This is a genomic window from Pelagibacterium sp. (assembly GCF_035555455.1).
GTDB lineage: Bacteria > Pseudomonadota > Alphaproteobacteria > Rhizobiales > Devosiaceae > Pelagibacterium.
In genome coordinates this window covers 30,461-49,138 of the sequence record NZ_DATMGM010000016.1, presented here as the reverse complement: position 1 = coordinate 49,138, position 18,678 = coordinate 30,461, and the positions used below count along the sequence as shown (strand labels likewise).

At 61.9% G+C, this 18,678-nt stretch carries 18 protein-coding genes and 2 riboswitches; of the genes, 13 read left to right on the top strand and 5 right to left on the bottom strand.

Annotated features, from left to right (window positions below):
* The first annotated feature begins 89 nt into the window (after positions 1-89).
* The 4 genes from VNS12_RS02710 to VNS12_RS02695 all read left to right on the top strand — a co-directional run bounded on the left by VNS12_RS02710 (position 90) and on the right by VNS12_RS02695 (position 2,729).
* Positions 90-482 carry a YHS domain-containing (seleno)protein gene (locus VNS12_RS02710; protein ID WP_325486302.1) on the top strand — a complete coding sequence of 131 codons (393 nt, stop codon included), beginning with the start codon at positions 90-92 and terminating at the stop codon, positions 480-482.
* Between the two features lie 106 nt (positions 483-588).
* A complete protein-coding gene (gene chpT / locus VNS12_RS02705) occupies positions 589-1,248 on the top strand; it encodes a histidine phosphotransferase ChpT (protein ID WP_325486301.1) in 660 nt (219 codons plus the stop codon).
* A 115-nt stretch (positions 1,249-1,363) separates the two neighbouring features.
* Positions 1,364-1,723: a response regulator gene (locus tag VNS12_RS02700; protein WP_325486300.1), complete on the top strand. Its 360-nt coding sequence runs from the start codon at positions 1,364-1,366 to the stop codon at positions 1,721-1,723.
* Positions 1,724-1,937: 214 nt separating this feature from the next.
* Positions 1,938-2,729, top strand: coding sequence for a DUF2189 domain-containing protein (locus VNS12_RS02695; protein WP_325486299.1), 792 nt, complete (start codon positions 1,938-1,940; stop codon positions 2,727-2,729).
* 89 nt (positions 2,730-2,818) lie between these two features.
* Here the strand turns inward: VNS12_RS02695 and ctrA are convergent, their stop codons facing one another.
* Positions 2,819-3,520 carry a response regulator transcription factor CtrA gene (ctrA, locus tag VNS12_RS02690; RefSeq protein WP_325486298.1) on the bottom strand — a complete coding sequence of 234 codons (702 nt, stop codon included), beginning with the start codon at positions 3,518-3,520 and terminating at the stop codon, positions 2,819-2,821.
* Positions 3,521-3,922: 402 nt separating this feature from the next.
* On the opposite strand from ctrA, the gene fliI reads away from it, so the two are divergent.
* The 3 genes from fliI to VNS12_RS02675 all read left to right on the top strand — a co-directional run bounded on the left by fliI (position 3,923) and on the right by VNS12_RS02675 (position 7,290).
* Entirely contained in the window at positions 3,923-5,257 is a 1,335-nt protein-coding gene (gene fliI, locus VNS12_RS02685; RefSeq protein ID WP_325486297.1) for a flagellar protein export ATPase FliI, read from the top strand.
* A gap of 19 nt (positions 5,258-5,276) precedes the next feature.
* Positions 5,277-5,687 carry a flagellar export protein FliJ gene (gene fliJ, locus VNS12_RS02680; protein WP_325486296.1) on the top strand — a complete coding sequence of 137 codons (411 nt, stop codon included), beginning with the start codon at positions 5,277-5,279 and terminating at the stop codon, positions 5,685-5,687.
* A 226-nt stretch (positions 5,688-5,913) separates the two neighbouring features.
* A complete protein-coding gene (locus tag VNS12_RS02675) occupies positions 5,914-7,290 on the top strand; it encodes an L-serine ammonia-lyase (RefSeq protein WP_325486295.1) in 1,377 nt (458 codons plus the stop codon).
* A gap of 6 nt (positions 7,291-7,296) precedes the next feature.
* Here VNS12_RS02675 and VNS12_RS02670 read toward each other — a convergent pair whose 3' ends face one another.
* Entirely contained in the window at positions 7,297-7,647 is a 351-nt protein-coding gene (locus tag VNS12_RS02670; protein ID WP_325486294.1) for a DUF6476 family protein, read from the bottom strand.
* Here VNS12_RS02670 and VNS12_RS02665 point away from each other — a divergent pair.
* Positions 7,646-8,656 (top strand): RluA family pseudouridine synthase, encoded by a 1,011-nt coding sequence (locus tag VNS12_RS02665; RefSeq protein WP_325486293.1) that lies wholly within the window; start codon positions 7,646-7,648, stop codon positions 8,654-8,656. The genes VNS12_RS02670 and VNS12_RS02665 overlap by 2 nt on opposite strands.
* Here VNS12_RS02665 and VNS12_RS02660 read toward each other — a convergent pair.
* Entirely contained in the window at positions 8,644-9,609 is a 966-nt protein-coding gene (locus tag VNS12_RS02660; protein ID WP_325486292.1) for an ABC transporter substrate-binding protein, read from the bottom strand. The genes VNS12_RS02665 and VNS12_RS02660 overlap by 13 nt on opposite strands.
* Positions 9,610-9,731: 122 nt before the next feature.
* Positions 9,732-9,837: riboswitch (TPP riboswitch) on the bottom strand.
* A gap of 218 nt (positions 9,838-10,055) precedes the next feature.
* Between VNS12_RS02660 and rpoH the strand changes: the two genes are divergently transcribed.
* Positions 10,056-10,931 (top strand): RNA polymerase sigma factor RpoH, encoded by an 876-nt coding sequence (gene rpoH / locus VNS12_RS02655; protein ID WP_325486291.1) that lies wholly within the window; start codon positions 10,056-10,058, stop codon positions 10,929-10,931.
* A gap of 84 nt (positions 10,932-11,015) precedes the next feature.
* Entirely contained in the window at positions 11,016-12,305 is a 1,290-nt protein-coding gene (locus VNS12_RS02650) for a hemolysin family protein (protein WP_325486290.1), read from the top strand.
* Positions 12,306-12,340: 35 nt separating this feature from the next.
* On the opposite strand, the gene VNS12_RS02645 is transcribed toward VNS12_RS02650, so the two are convergent.
* Positions 12,341-13,060, bottom strand: a complete 720-nt coding sequence (locus tag VNS12_RS02645; protein ID WP_325486289.1) for a thiamine diphosphokinase — start codon at positions 13,058-13,060, stop codon at positions 12,341-12,343.
* A gap of 14 nt (positions 13,061-13,074) precedes the next feature.
* Positions 13,075-13,173, top strand: a riboswitch (TPP riboswitch).
* A gap of 95 nt (positions 13,174-13,268) precedes the next feature.
* Here VNS12_RS02645 and thiB point away from each other — a divergent pair.
* Genes thiB through VNS12_RS02630 form a run of 3 tightly spaced genes read left to right on the top strand, consistent with a single transcriptional unit; the run spans position 13,269 to position 16,499 of the window.
* Positions 13,269-14,276, top strand: a complete 1,008-nt coding sequence (thiB, locus tag VNS12_RS02640) for a thiamine ABC transporter substrate binding subunit (RefSeq protein WP_325486288.1) — start codon at positions 13,269-13,271, stop codon at positions 14,274-14,276.
* A gap of 5 nt (positions 14,277-14,281) precedes the next feature.
* A complete protein-coding gene (locus VNS12_RS02635) occupies positions 14,282-15,883 on the top strand; it encodes an ABC transporter permease family protein (protein WP_325486287.1) in 1,602 nt (533 codons plus the stop codon).
* The gene (locus VNS12_RS02630) at positions 15,867-16,499 is read left to right on the top strand and encodes an ATP-binding cassette domain-containing protein (RefSeq protein WP_325486286.1); all 633 of its coding nucleotides are present in this window, start codon (positions 15,867-15,869) and stop codon (positions 16,497-16,499) included. Before VNS12_RS02635 ends, VNS12_RS02630 begins: the two co-directional genes overlap by 17 nt.
* Here the strand turns inward: VNS12_RS02630 and VNS12_RS02625 are convergent.
* Positions 16,496-18,631 (bottom strand): hypothetical protein, encoded by a 2,136-nt coding sequence (locus VNS12_RS02625; protein ID WP_325486285.1) that lies wholly within the window; start codon positions 18,629-18,631, stop codon positions 16,496-16,498. The two genes, VNS12_RS02630 and VNS12_RS02625, sit on opposite strands and share 4 nt — an antisense overlap.
* Between the last annotated feature and the right edge of the window lie 47 nt (positions 18,632-18,678).

The window sequence follows — 18,678 nt, the reverse complement described above, 5'->3', positions numbered from 1 at the left end:
TCTTAACCCTTACAAAGTCTTACGCTGTTTATTTCCTCTTGGTGTGCGGCCTGGTTTTTGCCGGTGCGGCCCCGGGCCAGGAAAAGTCGGTGGTGACCGACAGCCTGCGCGGCGTTGCCATATCGGGTTACGATCCTGTTGCCTATTTCACCGAGGATGCGGCGGTATTGGGCACCTCGCTGTATGAATATGAGTGGAACGAAGCGACCTGGTATTTCGCCTCCGCCGCCAATCGCGACGTTTTTATCTCCAATCCCGAGATTTACGCTCCCCTGTTTGGCGGCCATTGCGCCATGGCCATGGCGCGCGGCTATCTTGCGCGCAGCAATCCGCAGATTTTTCGCGTCGTCGGGGGACGCCTCATGTTATTCTATTCCATCGGAAACCGGGCGGCCTTCGACCTTGCACCGGCTTCCGCCCTCGCCGACGCCTTCGGGCATTGGGATCCACTGCCCGACCGGCGCGCCTCCGCGCCACAATAGCTGGGCGCAACCCCTTGCGGGCCGCGCCTTGGCGTTGCTCCGCCTCACTTGCACTGTAAAGTGCTGCCAAATTGATTCTGTCTGAACGCGAAAGGCAAAACCGGCCATGACAAGCATTATAGAACTGGAAGCTGCCGATCTTGCCGCGATGCTGTGCTCGCGCGTCTGCCACGACCTCATCAACCCGGTCGGCGCCATCGGCAACGGCCTTGAGGTGCTTGCCGACCCGACACAGACCGAGATGCAGGCCTTTGCCAAGGAGCTGATCGAGAACTCGACGCGTCAGGCCCGGGCCAAGCTCGAATTCGCCCGCCTCGCTTTTGGCGCGTCCTCCACCGCCGGCACCGATATCGATACCCGCGAGGCCGAGCGCGTCTCTTCCCTGCTCATGGCTGGCGAAAAGGCCGACCTTGAGTGGAAGGTCACCCCCATGCTGCTGCCCAAGAACAAGGCGAAGATGCTGCTCAACATGCTGCTGATCGCTGTGGCGGGTGTGCCGCGCGGCGGCACCGTCACCGTTGAGGTCGAGGGCGAAGCGGGCAGTGAGCGCTTCACCATCACCGCGACCGGCCCCAAGACACTCATCCCTAACGCGGTTCAGGGCCTGCTGGCGGCCACGCCCGAGGATGGCACGGTCGATGCGCGCGGCATCCAGCCCTATTACACCGGTCTTCTCGCACGGCTTTCCCATATGGGGCTCAACCTCGTCCTCGATGGCGACGCCCTGCGCTTCACCGCCGATCCCCTGCCCCACGATATCGATTAGGCTCGAAACCCGATAACGGTACATGGCCGCTCCGCACCGGGCTCGTGGTTACCCATTCGCTAACCATTGCCCGGCTAGACTGGTGCTGTCCGGTGCGTGGGGGAAAGCCAACGTCATGAAATCGTGCCTCATCGTCGATGATTCCAGCATCATCCGCAAAGTTGCGCGGCGTTTTCTCGAAGATATGGATTTTGTCGTCGACGAAGCCGAGGACGGTCAGGACGCCTATGACAAGTGCACGCGGGAAATGCCCGATGTGATCCTGCTCGATTGGCAGATGCCGGTCATGGGCGGTCTGGAATTTCTCAAGGCCCTGCGTGGTTATGCGGGCGGGGATAAGCCTGCGGTCATCTACTGCACCACCGAGCGCGACATCGGGCACATCGCCATGGCGCGCAAGGCCGGGGCCAACGATCACATGCTCAAGCCCTTCGATCAGGCCATGCTGGAAGCCAAATTCCAACCCTTCGTCTGATTTTTAGGCCAACTGGCTGCTTGACTGGTCACAAGTCCACTCATTTTCTCATAAAGCTTTGGCCATGGTTGGCTGTTTTGAGCTAAGATGGTGCTTGGATCCGTTTCCCGGATGCTGGCATTTCCCCTCCGGGAACCGTCCGCTAAAGGCGTGACGTGCCTGCGTTTTTGGGGCTCCGTACGGCACCCGCGCTCCTTGCAACAAGGAGGTCAGCATGCCTGCCCACACCGACCCTGCCTTTGCAGCAGCCAACGAAACTCATATATATATCAATACGATAACCGTCAGCGACGTTGTCGACGCGCTCTCGGAAGGGGCCTCCGATTTCTGGCGGCACCCCTCGCACTACCTGTTCGTCGCCCTCATCTACCCCGCCGTCGGCATCGTCATCGCCGTGTGGAGCGCCGGAGCGGTCACCTTCCCGCTGCTTTATCCCCTCGCCATCGGCTTCGCCCTCGTCGGCCCCATCGCCGTCATCGGCCTTTATGAACTGAGCCGTCGCCGCGAGGATGGGGAGGACGATAACCCACGTTACGCCCTTGATATCATTCACCATCCTGCCATTGGCTCGATGGTGGTTATCGGCGCTTTTCTGGCCATTCTCTTCGCGTTCTGGATCGCCGCCGCCGGTGCGCTCTACTCGTTTTACTTCGCCCCCCAGCCCGCCGAACACCTCTCGGCCCTGCTGCGGGATATCTTCACCACCCCCCATGGCTGGTCGCTGCTTATGTGGGGCAATCTGGTCGGCGTGGGATTCGCGCTGGTGGTCCTGGCCACCACCTCCATCGCCTTCCCCCTGCTTGTCGACAAGGGCGGAAGCCCAGGTCGGGCCATCGGCGCGTCGCTCCGCGCCTTCGCTGCAAACCCTGTCCCCCTGCTGGCCTGGGGGCTGTTTGTCATCGCGCTGTTGGTCGTCGGGTCGCTGCCGCTATTTGTGGGACTGGCGATCGTTTTGCCCATCCTCGGGCACGCCACCTGGCATCTCTACCGCAAGATCGCTGATTGAGATCAGAGGCTTAGGGGCATTGCAAAAATAAAAAGGCTCCGTGCGGGGATTGTCGCACGGAGCCTTTCAAACAGACCTGTCGATATCGATCAGGCGCTTTCAGCCAGCTCGCTGTCTTCCGGTTCGCGCAGCACATAGCCGCGGCCCCACACCGTTTCGATGTAGTTCCGGCCACCCGTCGCCGTCGAAAGCTTCTTGCGCAGCTTGCAGATGAACACGTCGATGATCTTGAGTTCGGGCTCGTCCATCCCACCATACAGGTGATTGAGGAACATTTCCTTGGTCAGCGTCGTGCCCTTGCGCAGCGAGAGCAGTTCCAGCATCTGATATTCCTTGCCCGTCAGATGCACCCGCTGTCCCCCGACCTCCACCGTCTTGGTATCGAGGTTCACCGCCAGATCGGCAGTGGTGATGATCGACTGCGCATGCCCCTTTGAGCGGCGCACGATCGCATGAATGCGGGCGACCAGCTCGTCCTTGTGGAACGGCTTTGTCATGTAGTCGTCGGCCCCGAAACCCAGGCCGCGAACCTTGTCTTCAATCCCTGCCAGGCCCGACAGGATCAGGATCGGGGTCTGAACCTTCGCAACGCGTAGCGTGCGCAGCACTTCATACCCGCTCATGTCCGGCAGATTGAGATCAAGCAGGATGATATCGTAATCATACAGCTTGCCCAGATCGACACCTTCCTCGCCGAGGTCGGTGGTATATACGTTGAAACTCTCGGATTTGAGCATCAACTCAATGCTCTGCGCTGTCGCGCTGTCGTCCTCAATCAAGAGCACACGCATGCCAATCCCCTTAAAATCCAAAAAGTCCCCTGCTGGGACCGGGTGCACGGCTCGCCCCGCCACCCTTAACCAAACCCTACTGGGTACGATTCGAAGCTAACAGCAATTAGTTAACAAAGTTTAATTCGGTCGGGCAATATGCGAGAGAAATTAACTGTATATTACGCTAAGTCATTGTTTTTAAAGGAAAAACAATCCTAATTTTTCTTAATGCATAACGTTAAGAAAGGCTGACAAGCGATTCACCGGACTCACTGAAACCATACTGACGGGGAAAAGCGGGCGCACGCCAGCGGCGGCGAAAAAAATTGCTCAACACATGGCAATATCGCCTTAAGCTTAAGGATGAGTTACCAATGTGGCCGCTTAGGGTGCGAATCGCAGGCCATCGCCGGAGCCATTGTGCAGTCGCTGATCGCAGACATTGACGCGATAGACGGGATCGAGGTTTTCGGTCGCGTGAAGACCGTGCAGGGCCTGCTGATCGAGGTGGTCGGCCCGGTGCGCGAATTGCGCGTGGGCGGTCGCGTTTCCATCGAGACCCAGACCGGCAGCAGTCTCGCCTGCGAAATCATCGGCTTCCGCGACGGCCTCGCCCTGTGCCTGCCGTTCGGGCCGGTCGAAGGCGTGCGCCTCGGATGCAAGGCGGTTTTTGCCGGCCATGATGGTGCGGTCTATCCTGATCGCAGCTGGCTGGGCAGGGTCATCAATGCCGAGGGTCAACCGATCGATGGCGGCGCCCCTCTGGCCCGTGGCGCGCAACCCTATGGCCTGCGCAACCTGCCGCTTCCCGCCCATGAGCGGGGCCGCGTCGGCAACCCCATCGATCTGGGCGTACGGTGCCTGAACACCTTCACCACCTGCTGTGAAGGTCAAAGGATGGGAATTTTCGCCGGGTCCGGCGTCGGAAAATCCGTGCTGATGAGCATGCTGGCACGCAACACCGACGTCGATGTATCGATCATCGGACTGATCGGCGAACGTGGCCGTGAAGTTCAGGAATTCATTACCGAACAGCTTGGCGAGGAGGGGATGAGAAAGGCGATTGTCATTGTCGCCACCTCCGACGAACCGGCCCTGATGCGCCGCCAGGCGGCCTACCTCACCCTTACGCTCGCCGAATTTTTCCGCGATGCCGGCATGCGCGTGCTGTGCATGATGGACAGTCTGACCCGGTTTGCCATGGCCCAGCGCGAGATCGGCCTTGCCACCGGCGAGCCGCCCACCGCAAAGGGTTATCCGCCCACCGTCTTTGCCGAACTGCCGCGTCTTTTGGAGCGGGCCGGGCCCGGTCTCGTCGATTCCGGCTCCGTTACCGGTCTATTTACCGTTTTGGTAGAAGGTGATGATCACAATGAACCCATCGCGGACGCCGTTCGGGGCATTCTTGATGGCCACATTGTCATGGAGCGAGCTATTGCCGAGCGGGGGCGCTATCCTGCCGTCAATGTGCTTCGGTCCGTGTCGCGCACCATGCCCGGATGCGTGCCGGAGGATGTCCGGCCCACGCTGAGCAGGGCGCGCGAACTGATGTCGGTTTTCGCCGACATGGAGGAACTGATCCGGCTGGGGGCTTACCGCAAAGGATCAGATCCCAAGGTTGACCGAGCCATCGCGCTCAACCCGGCGCTGGAGGCGTTTTTGAGCCAGCAATCGGATGAGCGAACCACAATTGCCGACGGCTATAATCTGCTGGCGGCGATTTTGGAGACGATGGGTGCGGGCGACGCGGCTTGATGTGTAAGGAGTACAAGTCATGAAGTCCAAGAGCGCGAGCCTGATTCGCCTAAAGAAGTTTCAGGTGGACGAAAAGCGCCGTCAGGTCTTGCAGATCGAGACCATGGTCGCCGATTTCGAGCGCATGGCCGCCGAACTCGACCAGCAGATCGAAATCGAGCACAAAAAGACCGGCATTTCGGATGTGGCGCACTTTGCCTATTCGACTTTTGCCAAGGCCGCCATCACCCGCCGCGACAATCTTCTCACGTCCGCCAGTGACATGCGTGGCAAGCTCGAAGCGGCCCAGGACGAACTGGCCGAAGCTATTGAAGACCTCAAGAAGGTCGAACTGCTCGATGCGCGCGAAACCGCACGCGAAAAGGAAGAGCAGCAAAAGCGCGAGCAGGCCGAGTTCGACGAGATCGGACGCCTGCGCTACCGCCGCTGATCGATGAAAGGCGGCGCACTCGTCCGACTGCGCCGCTGCCCGGCTCCCCACCTTGCTTCCCGCCACCGCCATCTGAAACATTTTCGCGTAAGCATGGGCGAAATTTAGCCGCTTAGCGGATAACGCGCGGCATTCGGAAAACGATACCCGGCCCGTGCCCTTGACGGGCGCAAAAATTTTCTATTCCTTCCTGCCAACGATGCATTCGCTGGAGGGGTAGGCCGGCATGTTCGTATCGGTCTTCGACGTGTTCAAGATCAGCGTGGGACCATCGTCGTCCCACACCATGGGACCGATGCTGGCCGCCGCCCGCTTTCTCGCCGACCACGCCGAGAGTGCTCCACGCCACGGAGCCCGGCTGCGCATAACTCTTTATGGCTCGCTGGCTTATACCGGTATCGGCCACGGCACCAATGCCGCCGTCCTTGCCGGTTGCCTCGGCTTTGCCCCTGCTACCTACGATCAGGCCCAGGCCGCGGCGGCTCTCACGCAACTCAGCGCTGTGCGCTCCTTCACCCTGCCATCCGGCCAGACCATCGCTCTCGATCCTCAAGCCGACCTGGTCATCGATCGCAAGACCCGGCTCGACGCCCATCCCAACGGCATGCGCTTTGCCCTGCTCGATACCGCAGGTTCGATGCTTGCAGAGGAAACCTACTTTTCCATTGGGGGCGGCTTCATCATGACCCAGGCGGAAATCGCCGCCGATGTCGCAGACGATCAGCCGGACGCGATCCCGTTTCCCTTCTCGACCGCGCGCCAGATGCTGGAGATGGGCGAAGCGTCCGGATTGTCGATTGCCGAGATGAAGCGCCACAATGAGTGCGCCCATCTGGCCGAGGGGGATTTCACACACCGATTGCTCGGCATCTGGGAGACGATGGATGCCTGTATCGAGCGGGGATTGCGGGCAACGGGCGAATTGCCGGGCGGATTGAATGTCAAACGCCGCGCCCACACCATTTTTAACAGCCTGTCCGAACGCGCCAATGCCAACGACGCCCCCTTGCATTCGGCGATGGACTGGCTATCGGCCTACGCCATGGCGGTCAATGAGGAGAACGCCGCCGGCGGGCAGGTGGTCACCGCCCCCACCAACGGTGCCGCCGGGGTTTTTCCGGCTGTCCTGCGCTATTATCTTTCGCATGTCCCCGGAGCCAGCCGTGACAGGATTTCCGACATGCTGCTGGTTGGCGCAGCGATTGGGGGCCTGATCAAATACAATGCCTCGATTTCAGGCGCTGAAGCCGGCTGCCAGGCTGAGGTGGGCTCCGCCTCTGCGATGGCCGCAGCGGCCCTGTGCGCCGCTTTGGGCGGCACCAATACCCAGATCGAGAACGCCGCTGAAATCGCGCTGGAACACCATCTGGGCATGACCTGCGACCCCATAAGAGGACTGGTGCAGGTGCCTTGCATCGAGCGCAATGGGCTTGGAGCCGTCAAGGCTGTGGCCGCCGCGTCCCTGGCCCTGCAAGGCGATGGCAGCCACGTGGTGCCGCTCGATGCCTGCATCGAAACCATGCGCCAGACAGGGCGCGACATGGATGAGCGCTACAAGGAGACGTCGCTCGGCGGCCTCAGCGTTGCGGTGCCTGACTGCTAAAGCAGGTCAGCGTTCAACGACGGGAATTTCGCGCACCAATTCTCCGGATTTGCCATCAAATATGCGCAGGGTCTGGCCCCCGTCTAGGGCATAAACAATGGTAACAAGCCCATCCTGCACCTGCGCCGACACCACCTCTGCGCCTGTCGGGATGACAACCTCTTCAAGCGCATAACGTTGCTCGATGCCCGACCCCATCGTTGACAAGCGATAGACAACCACGATGGCAATCGTCATAAAGCCCAGCATCATGACGAGCATGGACAGCCCCGCACGCCGCCGGGCTTTGGCCATCACGGCTTCGGCTTCGGCACTGAGCGGCTCGTCCTTTTCGTAGTTGTCCTGGGGATGCGTCATGGCAGAGGGTCCGATCCAGCTGGAAAGTTTCGACGCTACCGTCCTCGACAGCGAGGTTGGAATGCGGCTCGATGCGTTTCTGGCCGCCCGTTTCCCCGAATTTTCCCGCAACCGGGTCAAGGACCTGATCCTCTCCGATGCGGTCAGTATCGATGGGGCGACCGTCGATGTGCCCAGATATCGTGTAAGGCTGGGCGAGTCCATCACCCTCGCCGCGCCCGAGCCCGTTGAAGCCGAACCAGAGCCACAGGCCATCCCGCTCGATATCCTCTATGAGGACGACCACCTGATCGTCATTAACAAGCCCGCCGGCATGGTCGTTCATCCTGCCCCCGGCAATCCCGATGGCACGCTGGTCAACGCCCTCATCCATCATTGCGGCGACAGCCTGCGCGGTATCGGCGGCGTGAAACGTCCCGGCATCGTCCACCGGCTGGACAAGGACACCTCTGGCGTAATGGTCGCCGCCAAGACCGAAACCGCCCACAATGGGCTGGCTGCCCAGTTCGCCGACCATGGCCGAACCGGCCCGCTGGAGCGCGGCTACACGGCGTTCGTCTGGGGCCTTCCAAACCCCTTGATCGGGACGGTGGAAACCCTGATTGGCCGCGATCCGCATAACCGGCTCAAACAGGCCGTGCTTGACCGCGATGGCCGCGAGGCGATCACCCATTACCGGGTCGACGATCGCTTCGCCGCCGACCGCTGGGCGGTTTCACAACTCTCGTGCAGGCTGGAGACCGGGCGCACCCATCAGATTCGCGTCCATCTGGCCCATATCGGCCACCCGTTGCTCGGAGACGAGGTTTACGGATCTGGCTTTGCCACCAAGATCAACACACTTCCCCCTCCCGCGCAGACCGCGCTGCGAACGCTGCGTCGCCAGGCCCTCCATGCCGCGCTCCTCGGCTTTGCCCATCCCGCCACCGGGGAGGAGATGCGCTTTGAGGCTCCCCTCCCCGCTGACCTGGATGCCCTGCGGACTGCGCTTTCCGCTCAGTCCAGATAGCGATTGGTGTAATAGCTGGAGAAATCAGGTTTTTCGCGCAGCGCCTGCCCCTCTGCATCGACCAGCGCTCCGGCGTCAAACAGGAACGCGCCCAGCGCCTCCATCATCTGCGCATCAAACAGCCCGATCGTGCCGTCCTCACGCGCCAGATAGTGTCCCTCAATCATCACCCGCATCGAGGCCTCGACCAGATCGGCCTGCGCCAGTTCCGGTGCCATCTCGATCAGCATGTTCGCCGCTTCCACAGGATGGTCCACCGCATGCTCATACCCGGCCTTGGTCGCGGTGATGAACGCCTGCGCAACGTCGGGGCGTTCGGCCAGAAAGCGCTCGTCGGCGGCCAGAATGATCGTATGCTGATCCGGCACGCCGTAATCGGCATAGCGGAACGCTTCGACCGCATGGCCAGCAAGCGCGTTTTCAACGCCTTGCCATGTGAGCACATCCAGCGTGAAGTCGATGTCCCCGGCCCGCAGCGCATCATAAACCGAGCCGTCGAGCGTCACCGCTTCGTAGTCCGGCTGCCCCCCATCGTGAGCGATCATGGTATCGAGGATCGCCTTTTCCCACGTCGTTCCAAACCCGCCGTAAACCCCGCCCGCCAGATCAGCCGGCCCGGATATCCCCTCTCCCCCATAGGCAAGCCGTCCCGTTTCGGTCTGGATCACGGCATAAACGCCGACAGCGTCGAGCCCGGCGGCCCGGGCGGTATAGAAATCGAGAACGCCGAAAGCGGCGATGTCGCCACTGGGCTGGCCGAACGCGAAGGGCGCTATGGTCACCTCAAGCCCCGCCTCCTGGTAAAGGCCGAGCGCCTGAGCGACGTACAGCCCGACGAAATTGGTGTTGGGCGTCCAGTCCAGCGTCACAGAAACCGGTTCAGCTGCAACACCCGGAGTTGAAACGAGACCAAGCGCAAGCGCCGCTGCTGGAAGATAGCAAGTAAAGGACATGACTGCATCCTGATGATAGTCGGTTCATGAAATCGACCCGGATGCCAGGCAGCCCAAAGCGCGCCAAATAAGGCTTTCGCCGCGCTATGACGCGAGAAACAGGACAAAAGGACGTGGCAATGCTATGATGCATTTCCATCTCGCTCCGCTGGCATTATCCAGATCAGCTTTAGGGTTCGCGGCCATTGCCGCATCTCAGCCCCTTGCGGAGCACCCCTGTGGACGCCTCTGTCTAACTGCCGCACCGGCGAAACGCAACCCAACCGGGTGTGAAGCGTTCAAGGGATGGATGCCCCTTCGTGACCAAATTGACGCGAGGGGATGAAACCGCCCAAATCTGACCTATATTGTACACTGTGGTGTATCCTGCGCCGTGCCGCTGGCCGGGCGACGCAGGGTGAGCATGCCGTTGTAACCGGGTGCGCAAGAAAAAGGGGGTGCTATAAATGGCCCAAAGTAATCTTCCGGTTCTTTCGTCCGAAAGCGGACTGAATCGCTATCTTCAGGAAATCCGCAAGTTTCCCATGCTGCACGCTGACGAGGAATTCATGCTCGCCAAGCGCTACAAGGAGCATGAAGATCCCGCGGCTGCCCAAAAGCTGATCACGTCGCACCTGCGGCTCGTGGCCAAGATTGCCATGGGGTATCGCGGCTATGGCCTGCCGATCTCGGAAGTGATTTCCGAGGGCAATGTCGGCCTGATGCAAGCCGTGAAGCGCTTTGAACCAGACAAGGGTTTCCGCCTCGCAACCTATGCGATGTGGTGGATTCGCGCGTCGATTCAGGAATACGTCCTGCGCTCGTGGTCGCTGGTCAAGATCGGCACGACCGCAGCCCAGAAGCGGCTGTTCTTCAACCTGCGCCGCATCAAGGGACAGATCGCGGCGCTTGATGATGGCAGCCTGCATCCCGACCAGATCAAGCATATCGCCACCACCCTCAACGTGAGCGAAGATGACGTGGTCTCGATGAACCAGCGGCTGACCGGCGACGCGTCGCTCAACGCACCCATGCGCGCCGATGAAGGCGCCAGCCAATGGCAGGACTGGTTGATCGATGACACGCCCGATCAGGAAGAAATTCTTGGGGAAAACCAGGAGTTCAACGAGCGGATGGAGATGCTCGAAGGCGCCATGGACGTGCTGAATGATCGCGAACGCGCCATCTTCAAAGCCCGGCGTTTGCAGGAAACGCCCTCCACTTTGGAGGAATTGGCCCAGGTTTACGAAGTTTCGCGTGAGCGCATCCGCCAGATCGAGGTCCGCGCCTTTGAAAAGGTGCAAGATGCCGTTCAAGAGGCCGCGCGCGAACAGGCGCATTGACGTAAATTCCGTCTGGCCCCATTGTGCAGCCGGTGCAACTGACCCAAGGACGAAATCGGTCCGGATTTAACCGGGCCGTTCCAGATGATAGAAATAGCTATCGTTGCAGGCCTGATCCTGCTTAACGGCGTGTTCGCCATGTCCGAACTCGCCATAGTTTCCGCCAGTCGGCCCCTTCTGCGCAGCATGGCGGAACGGGGCCAGTCCGGAGCTTCCGCCGCCGTCCAGCTCGCAGATGATCCGGGCCGTTTCCTGTCCACCGTCCAGATTGGAATCACGCTGATCGGCATCATTGCCGGCGCGTTTTCCGGTGCGACGCTCGGCGGATCACTCGCCGAAGTGTTTTCCGATGCCGGTCTGCCGCCTGCCGCTGCCTCTGCCATGGGGTATGGCGGCGTGGTCATGATCATCACCTATCTTTCGGTGGTTGTCGGTGAACTTGTTCCCAAACAGTTCGCCCTACGCCGGCCGGAAGCGCTCGCCTGTACGGTGGCGCCTCCGATGGCGGTGCTGGCCAAAATCGCCTCGCCGGTCGTCTGGCTGCTCGACGCCTCCACGCGGATGATTTTCCGTCTCATGGGCATGAGCGAGACCAACGAGGAACAGGTCACCGAAGAAGAGATCAAGTCGCTGGTCGCGGAAGCTGCCGAAACCGGCGTCATCGAACGCGATGAAAAGCGCATGATCGCGGGCGTCCTGCGGCTGTCCGACCGGCGCGCAAGGGCGATCATGACCCCACGTACCGACGTGGAGATGATCGATTTCGATGCTGATTTCGAAACAATCCGCGCGCAATTGGTCCGGGCCCGCCACGCACGCCTGCCAGTCTCAAGTGGTGAACTCGACAACATTATCGGCATTCTCGTCTTGCGGGATTTTCTTGCGACCCAACCCAAGGATCACGCTGCCCTGCGCCGCCTGCTCCACAAGCCGCAGATCGTACCCGATACGCTCGGCGCGCTCGACGTGCTCGACATGCTACGGCGCTCTGACTTTCCTTTGGCGCTGGTGCTCGATGAGTACGGCCACTTCGAGGGCATCGTCACCCCGTCTGATCTGCTCGAAGCCATAGCAGGCGTGTTCCGTTCCGATCTCGAAGAGGGCGAAGCCGACGAGGCTATTCAGCGCGATGATGGCTCATGGCTTTTGGCCGGCAGTCTGACTGCCGATGATCTCGCCGATCGCCTCGGCCTGCTGCTGCCCGAAAAGCGCGACTATCAAACGCTCGCTGGCTTTGTCATCGACCGGCTGCAGCACCTGCCAACCACGGGTGAATCATTGGAAGCCGATGGCTGGCGGCTCGAAATCGTCGATATGGACGGTCGCCGCGTCGACAAGGTGCTCGCGTCCCCCGTTGTCCGCAACGAGGAATAGAGCGTCGGACTGAAAAGGGTTTCGCCCCAGGCCGGCTATGATCCGGGCTGCTCCAAAATCCCGGCAAGAACCGGGTCCAGCAGCCCGCGATCGAGGATCAGCAACCAGGGGTCCTGCACCCCTGGCGCGACCTCGATGGAAATAACATCTGCAATCGCCTGATTGGATGTCCCGATCGCCTTGCCCTGCTCCATCTCCAGCCCGTCGAGCGGATAGAGCAGGCCTGTCGAGCGCAAAAACCGCGTTCGGCCCAGCGGATAGATCGATATCCGCGCTCCCTTTCCCACCCTAATGCGCATTGAACCGGCAATCCCATACGCCAGATCATGCTCGTCGATCAGCACGATTCGCCGCCCCTTGGCGGCGTAGCGCGCCACCACGTGCAGCGCAGCCAGCGTGTGATCGAACCGCTCGCCCGTCATGCCCAGCGCCACCGTCACCGGGGCACTCGTGCAATAGAGGCATTTTTCAAAATCCGTGGTGTCTTGCTCGGGCAGGGCGATCACCCGGGTGCGCCCCGGAAAACCGGACGGATCGGCAACCGAATCGAGATCGCCGATTACCGCGTCCGGGACCAGGCCGGCCTCGATCAAGAGGTCACCGCCCCTATCGGCGCCGACCAGCCCCTCCGCCCGATCGGCCAGCTTCACGAGCAGGTCGCGCTCGACCGTCCCCGCTCCGGCGATCAGCAAAATACCGTTGAATTTCAGTGGCAGGGCGTCACCTGTCGCCCTCCCTTGCACTGGAGCCTGCACGCCTGTAGTCTCGCCTCGTCTCGCTGGGGTGTCTGTCCGAAAGGATGGGCTGAGAAAAACCCATAGAACCTGAACCAGGTCATGCTGGCGGAGGAAGTTCGAGATGGCAAGGGCCTTCGGGCTTCGCCATTCCATGCCTTTCTTCTCGTCCACACCGACCGCGACAACCTGCTTGGCGCGCTCATTGCGCGCGACGAAAGGACTTTCCATGGTTGATCCGATCAAGACGAGCCTGTGCGCCCTTGTTGTGGGAGCGCTCGCGCTGCCCGCCACCGCACAGGATACACCCACCCTCACCGTCTATACCTATGATGCCTTTGCCGCCGATTGGGGCCCGGGCCCGCAGCTCAAGGCCGGCTTTGAAGAGCAGTGCGGTTGCACGCTCGATATCGTCGCCACCGATTCTTCGATCGGCTCGCTGCGTCGCGCTCAATTGGAGGGCGATTCGACGAAGGCCGATATCATTCTCGGCCTCGACACCGCCACCATCGGTGAAGGCATGGCCACGGGCCTCTTCGCTGAACACGGGCTCGATCTGCCTGATCTCGACATTCCGCTCGACTGGTCCGATCCGGTGTTCGTTCCCTTCGACTACGGCTACTTCGCCTTCGTCTATGACGCGCAGGAGCTTTCGACGCCGCCGTCCAGCTTTGAGGAACTGATCGCCCTGCCGGACGATTTCAAGATCGTCATCCAGGATCCGCGCGCTTCGACACCGGGCCTGGGGCTGGTGCTTTGGATCAAGGCGCTTTATGGCGACGATGCGCTCTCTGTCTGGGAGGGTCTTGCGCCCCACATTCTGACGGTGACCAACGGCTGGTCGGAATCCTACGACCTGTTCCTCGCCGGCGAGGCCGATATGGTTCTGTCCTACACCACTTCGCCTGCATATCACGTCGTCGCCGAGGGCGAAGACCGTTACCGCGCGGCCAAGTTCGACGCCGGGCACTACACCCAGATCGAGGTTGCCGGCATTCTCGCCTCCAGCCCGCATCAGGATCTGGCGCAACAGTTCCTGGCCTATCTGGTGTCGCCCGCCGCACAGGCCGCGATTCCGGAAACCAACTGGATGTATCCGGTCACCGAGCCCGAAGGCGGCCTCGATGAGGGCTTTGACGCCATGATCGATCCCGATCCCGCTCTGCTTCTGGACGCCGATACAGTCACCGCCAATACCAGGGCCTGGATCGACGAAGCCTTCTCCGCGCTGCGGTAAGCGAGATGGCCGGGAGTTCACACCTCTGGCGTCCCGGCCGCCGCCTTGTCGGGGCGGTCATCGCCGCCGCCATCGCCTTGCTGATTGCCTCGCTGCTCGGCGCCCTGTGGATCGCCGGGCAGCGCTTTGCGACCACGGGCTCCAGCGTCACCGGCATTGGCGACCTCCTCGCCATGTCGCTCGTTCAGGCAAGCCTCTCGACGCTCCTCTCGATTCTCGCGGGGATAGTTCTGGCCTGGGTGCTCGACCGCTTGCGCTTTCCCGGTCGTGCCCTCGTCATCGGCATGCTGTCGACGGCACTGGTCATGCCTGCACTGGTCATTGTCTCGGGCCTTCTGGCCATCTGGGGCCGGCAGGGCTGGGCCAACCTCGTGCTTGCCCCTTTTGGCCTGCAAACGGGGTCATCAATCTTTGGATTGGGCGGCATTCTTGCCGCCCACGTCATTCTCAATGGCGCTTTTTCCGGCCGTATCTTTCTCGACAGGCTCGCCGCTATTCCCACCGACAAGCTCAAGCTGGGACGCAGCCTTGGGCTTGGTCCCATACGCCGTTTTGCCATCATCGACCTGCCCGCACTTGGTGCTTCGATCCCTGGTGTCGCCGCCACCGTTTTCCTGCTGTGTTTCACCAGTTTCCCGATTGTTCTCACCCTTGGGGGCGGCCCCGCCAATCAAACCTTCGAGGTCGCCATCTATCAGGCGGTGCGGCTTGATTTCGATCTGGGCGCGGCGGTCAAACTCGCGCTGATCCAGCTTCTCGTCTGCGCGGCCATCATCATCCCCGCCTCCACGCTCGCCCCAGCTTCGACGCTGTTTGGCGCGCGCGGCGGCCTGCACTGGCCAGAAAAGCCATGGCTGTCGGCTGTCCAGTCCCTCTTGCTGCTTGTCCTTGCCGCAGGCTTTCTCGCCCCCCTTGCCGCCGTGCTCACCAAGGGTGCTGGCGCGATGAGCGGCGTTCTGGTGCAGCCTGGCTTCTGGCGTGCTGCCAGCACCAGCCTTGTCGTCGGCACCCTCAGCGCCCTGCTCACCGTCGCTTTGGGCACGGCACTGGGCATGGCGCGGGCGCTGCAACCCCACGGTTCGCCCCTGCGCGCGGTCCTGGGGTTTCCGGTCTTTGCCTATCTGGCCGTACCGGCTGTCGTGCTGTCTCTTGGGTTCTTTCTGCTGGCCCGCCTTACCGGCCTGCCGCCGCTGGCCGTTGCGCCGGGCGTGCTGATCCTCGCCAATGCGCTGCTCGCCCTGCCCTTCGTTTTTGCGACGCTTGCGCCGCCCCTCGAAGCGCTGGCGCTGCGTCACGAACGGGTCATCCGCACGTTGGGGCTTTCCTCGCTCACCCAATGGCGACGTATCGAATGGCCGCTGCTCGGCCAGCCCATCGGCTATGCCCTCGCCATCGCCTTTGTGTTTTCGCTGGGCGATCTCGGGGTCATCTCGCTGTTCGGCACCTCCGAATTCTCCACCCTGCCCTGGCTGATGTACCGCGCGCTGGGAGCCTATCGTACCAACGATGCCGACGCCATCGCCGCAATCCTGCTGCTGCTGAGCGTTTCGGCCTTCATCTTCATCCCCAAACTGTTCGACTGGCTCACCAATGCTCGAAATCGCTGATCTCACCTTCCGCTATCCCCGCAACGATTTGCGTTTTCGCTTCGACATGACCGTGGCAGCAGGGGAGATCGTCGGTCTGGTCGGCCCTTCGGGTTCGGGGAAATCCACGCTGTTCGATCTGATCGCCGGTTTCCTCACCCCGCAGGGCGGCGACATCCGCCTTGACGGTCGCTCCATCCTTGGCACTGCTCCGGAAAACCGCCCTGTCTCGATCCTGTTTCAGGCCGACAATCTGTTCGAACACCTGTCGGCAGGGGCCAATGTCGCCCTGGGTCTGGGAAACCGGGTCAAGGCCGACGATGAACGGGTGGTGGATGCACTCATCCGGATGAAACTAGAGGATATGGTCCACCGCCGGGCAGCCCAGCTCTCAGGTGGCCAGAAGCAGCGCGTTGCGCTGGCGCGGACGCTCCTGCGCGACCGCCCGATCCTGCTTCTCGACGAGCCCTTCAACGGGCTCGACGCCGAAACTGCGGGCCCAATCCGCCAAACCGTGGCCAACCTGGTCCGCGAACGGGGCTGGCGCACCATTATCGTGTCGCATCAGGACGAAGATATCGAAACCCTGGCCACAAGACTCTATCGCATCGAAGACGGCCAGACCCTAAAGCCTTAAACGGCGTCTTCTCCCGCGGCGGATGCAGCGTCGTCGCCCTCGGACGGCAAGGCGGCATCATCCAGCGCCGCCCACGCCCCCAGCACATCCTCGAAGATCTCAGCGCCGTCCTCGCCCTTTTCCAGGGTCAGGATAGCGCGCCGCCCGGTGCCATACACCATGGCCAGGTCGATCCAAGACCGGCTGGACAGCAGGTTCAGGTTGTTCTGGACGTCGATATCGCTCGCACTCGACAGTGCGAACAGGAAGGAGTTCCCCACGATCCGCGCCGAGGCGCCCGTCAGGGGTTGCCCCTGGACAAGTTCGGCGTCCTTGAGCAACACGCCGGGCAGGTTCGCGATCGAACCGCCGACAAAGCTCTCTGCCACCGTGAACTTGACTTCCATCAGATGGCTAGCCGGCAGGTTGGCGTCGGCATTGCGGCGCAACAGCACTTCCACATCCAGATTGCGGGCCGGTATCGACGCGTCGGCGATGATGGTGGGGTGCCCCAGTTCATCGGTCCCGCGCGACCACTCAACGCTGCCCGAATACGGCACCGCCCCGGTCGCTCCGCCCGATTGTTCTTCGAGCAGCAAGGACTGCGCGCCCTCGGCGGCCAGCGCGATGCCATCGTCCTCCGGAACCTGTGCGTCAGGCTCGGCGGGCGTCTGCGCTTCGGCTGGCAGACGATCTTCAAAGCTCGCTTCGGGCTCGGTGGTTGTCGGCGCGGGTGTTTCCGTTTCGGTGAAGGGCAGGGTTTCGCCCGGCATCGCTGCCCCGGCGACTTCACCATTGGTGCTGGGCACCTCCGGCGTCGTGTTGGTCGCCGACAATACGGGCTCGTCCGCCCCGCCGTCCGCAACCGCACTGTCTCCTGCCGTGTCGGTCGTCGACGCACCGCTTTGCGCGAACACCGCATTGAGATCGATGAACCCTTCACGCCACGCAAAATACCCGGCCAAGCCACCGCCGCCCAGCAGCAACACAGAAATGACAAGGAAAATGGTCAGGGCGCTGAAACCGCCCCCTCGCGCTTCCGGCCCGGCATCAGGCTCGCGCCCCGCAGCCTGTTCGGCGGGAGCGGCATCGCTATCGTCCGGGGCTTCGGTTTCGCCCCGCGCCTCGCGATCGAGGGCAGCAATCGCCCGGTCAATGGCCACCTGGGCATCGGAAACCTCCGGACGCGACAGCAGCCCAGGTTCAAGGTCCACCTCGTGAACGCTCGACATCGCCGTTTCAGACGCAGCCTCTGTCGGTTGCGCGGCTCCCAGCGGGCGGCCATGAACATCGACCAGCGGCGGAACGGGGTGCGGCTCTGCATCGGCCGCTGAGGTGAGGAAATGGTGCTCGCCCGAAGGGGCGTCTCCGGCCCCGGGGGAAACCGATGGAGCAACGACGGCAGGCTCGTCCGCCTCGTCCAGGATCACCGTATCGGGAACCCATGGCGCTGCCGCCTGTTCCGCCGAAGCGATAATATCCTCGATCGATCCCGCACTGAACGACCGGGGTTCGTCAGCGGTGTCCGACGGGGTCTCTTCAGGAGCTTCCTCGGCGGGCGCCCAGCTCTCGGTCTCCCAGCCACTGGCCTGATCGGTGAATGTGTCCTCGGCGTCGTCTGGCTCAGCCGGTTCGGCGGGCCGTTCTTCTGCCTCGTCCTCGTGCCAGACTTCTACAACGGGCGGCACCGCGTAAGGATCGGCTTCTGAACTGCCCGTCTCCGGCTCATCGTCTTTTGGCCAGAAGCCCGCTTCGGGATCGATAGGCTCCGGAGCGGGCTCTTCATCGGCATCGGGTGCATCAGCCTGGGGCGCTTCGAAGTCGCGCTCCTCGGCCTCCGCATCAAGATAATCCGGCTCCCTCTGCTCGTCCTCAACCGGCAGGACGTCCGGGGTCGGCTCCAGCGGCGCGTCCTCGATAGCCCGGAACCGGCCCAGCAGCCGCTCGGTCGCTTCATGTTCGACTTCGCGGATGCAGTCTTCGAGGTTGAGGCGATGGGTGGTGATCTCGCGAGCTGGCAGCGGCGGGTCGATGGCGCGCAGCTGGGCAACGAGTGCACTGCGCGCCTTCTCATAAACCGCCCGGCGATTGGCCCCGGTATTGTCCGGCAGGGCATCGATCGCCTTGCGCAACAGTTCGCGATAATCGGCCATTATCTACTCAACATCACTTGTTGCCGGCATTGGAACGATATTGTTTC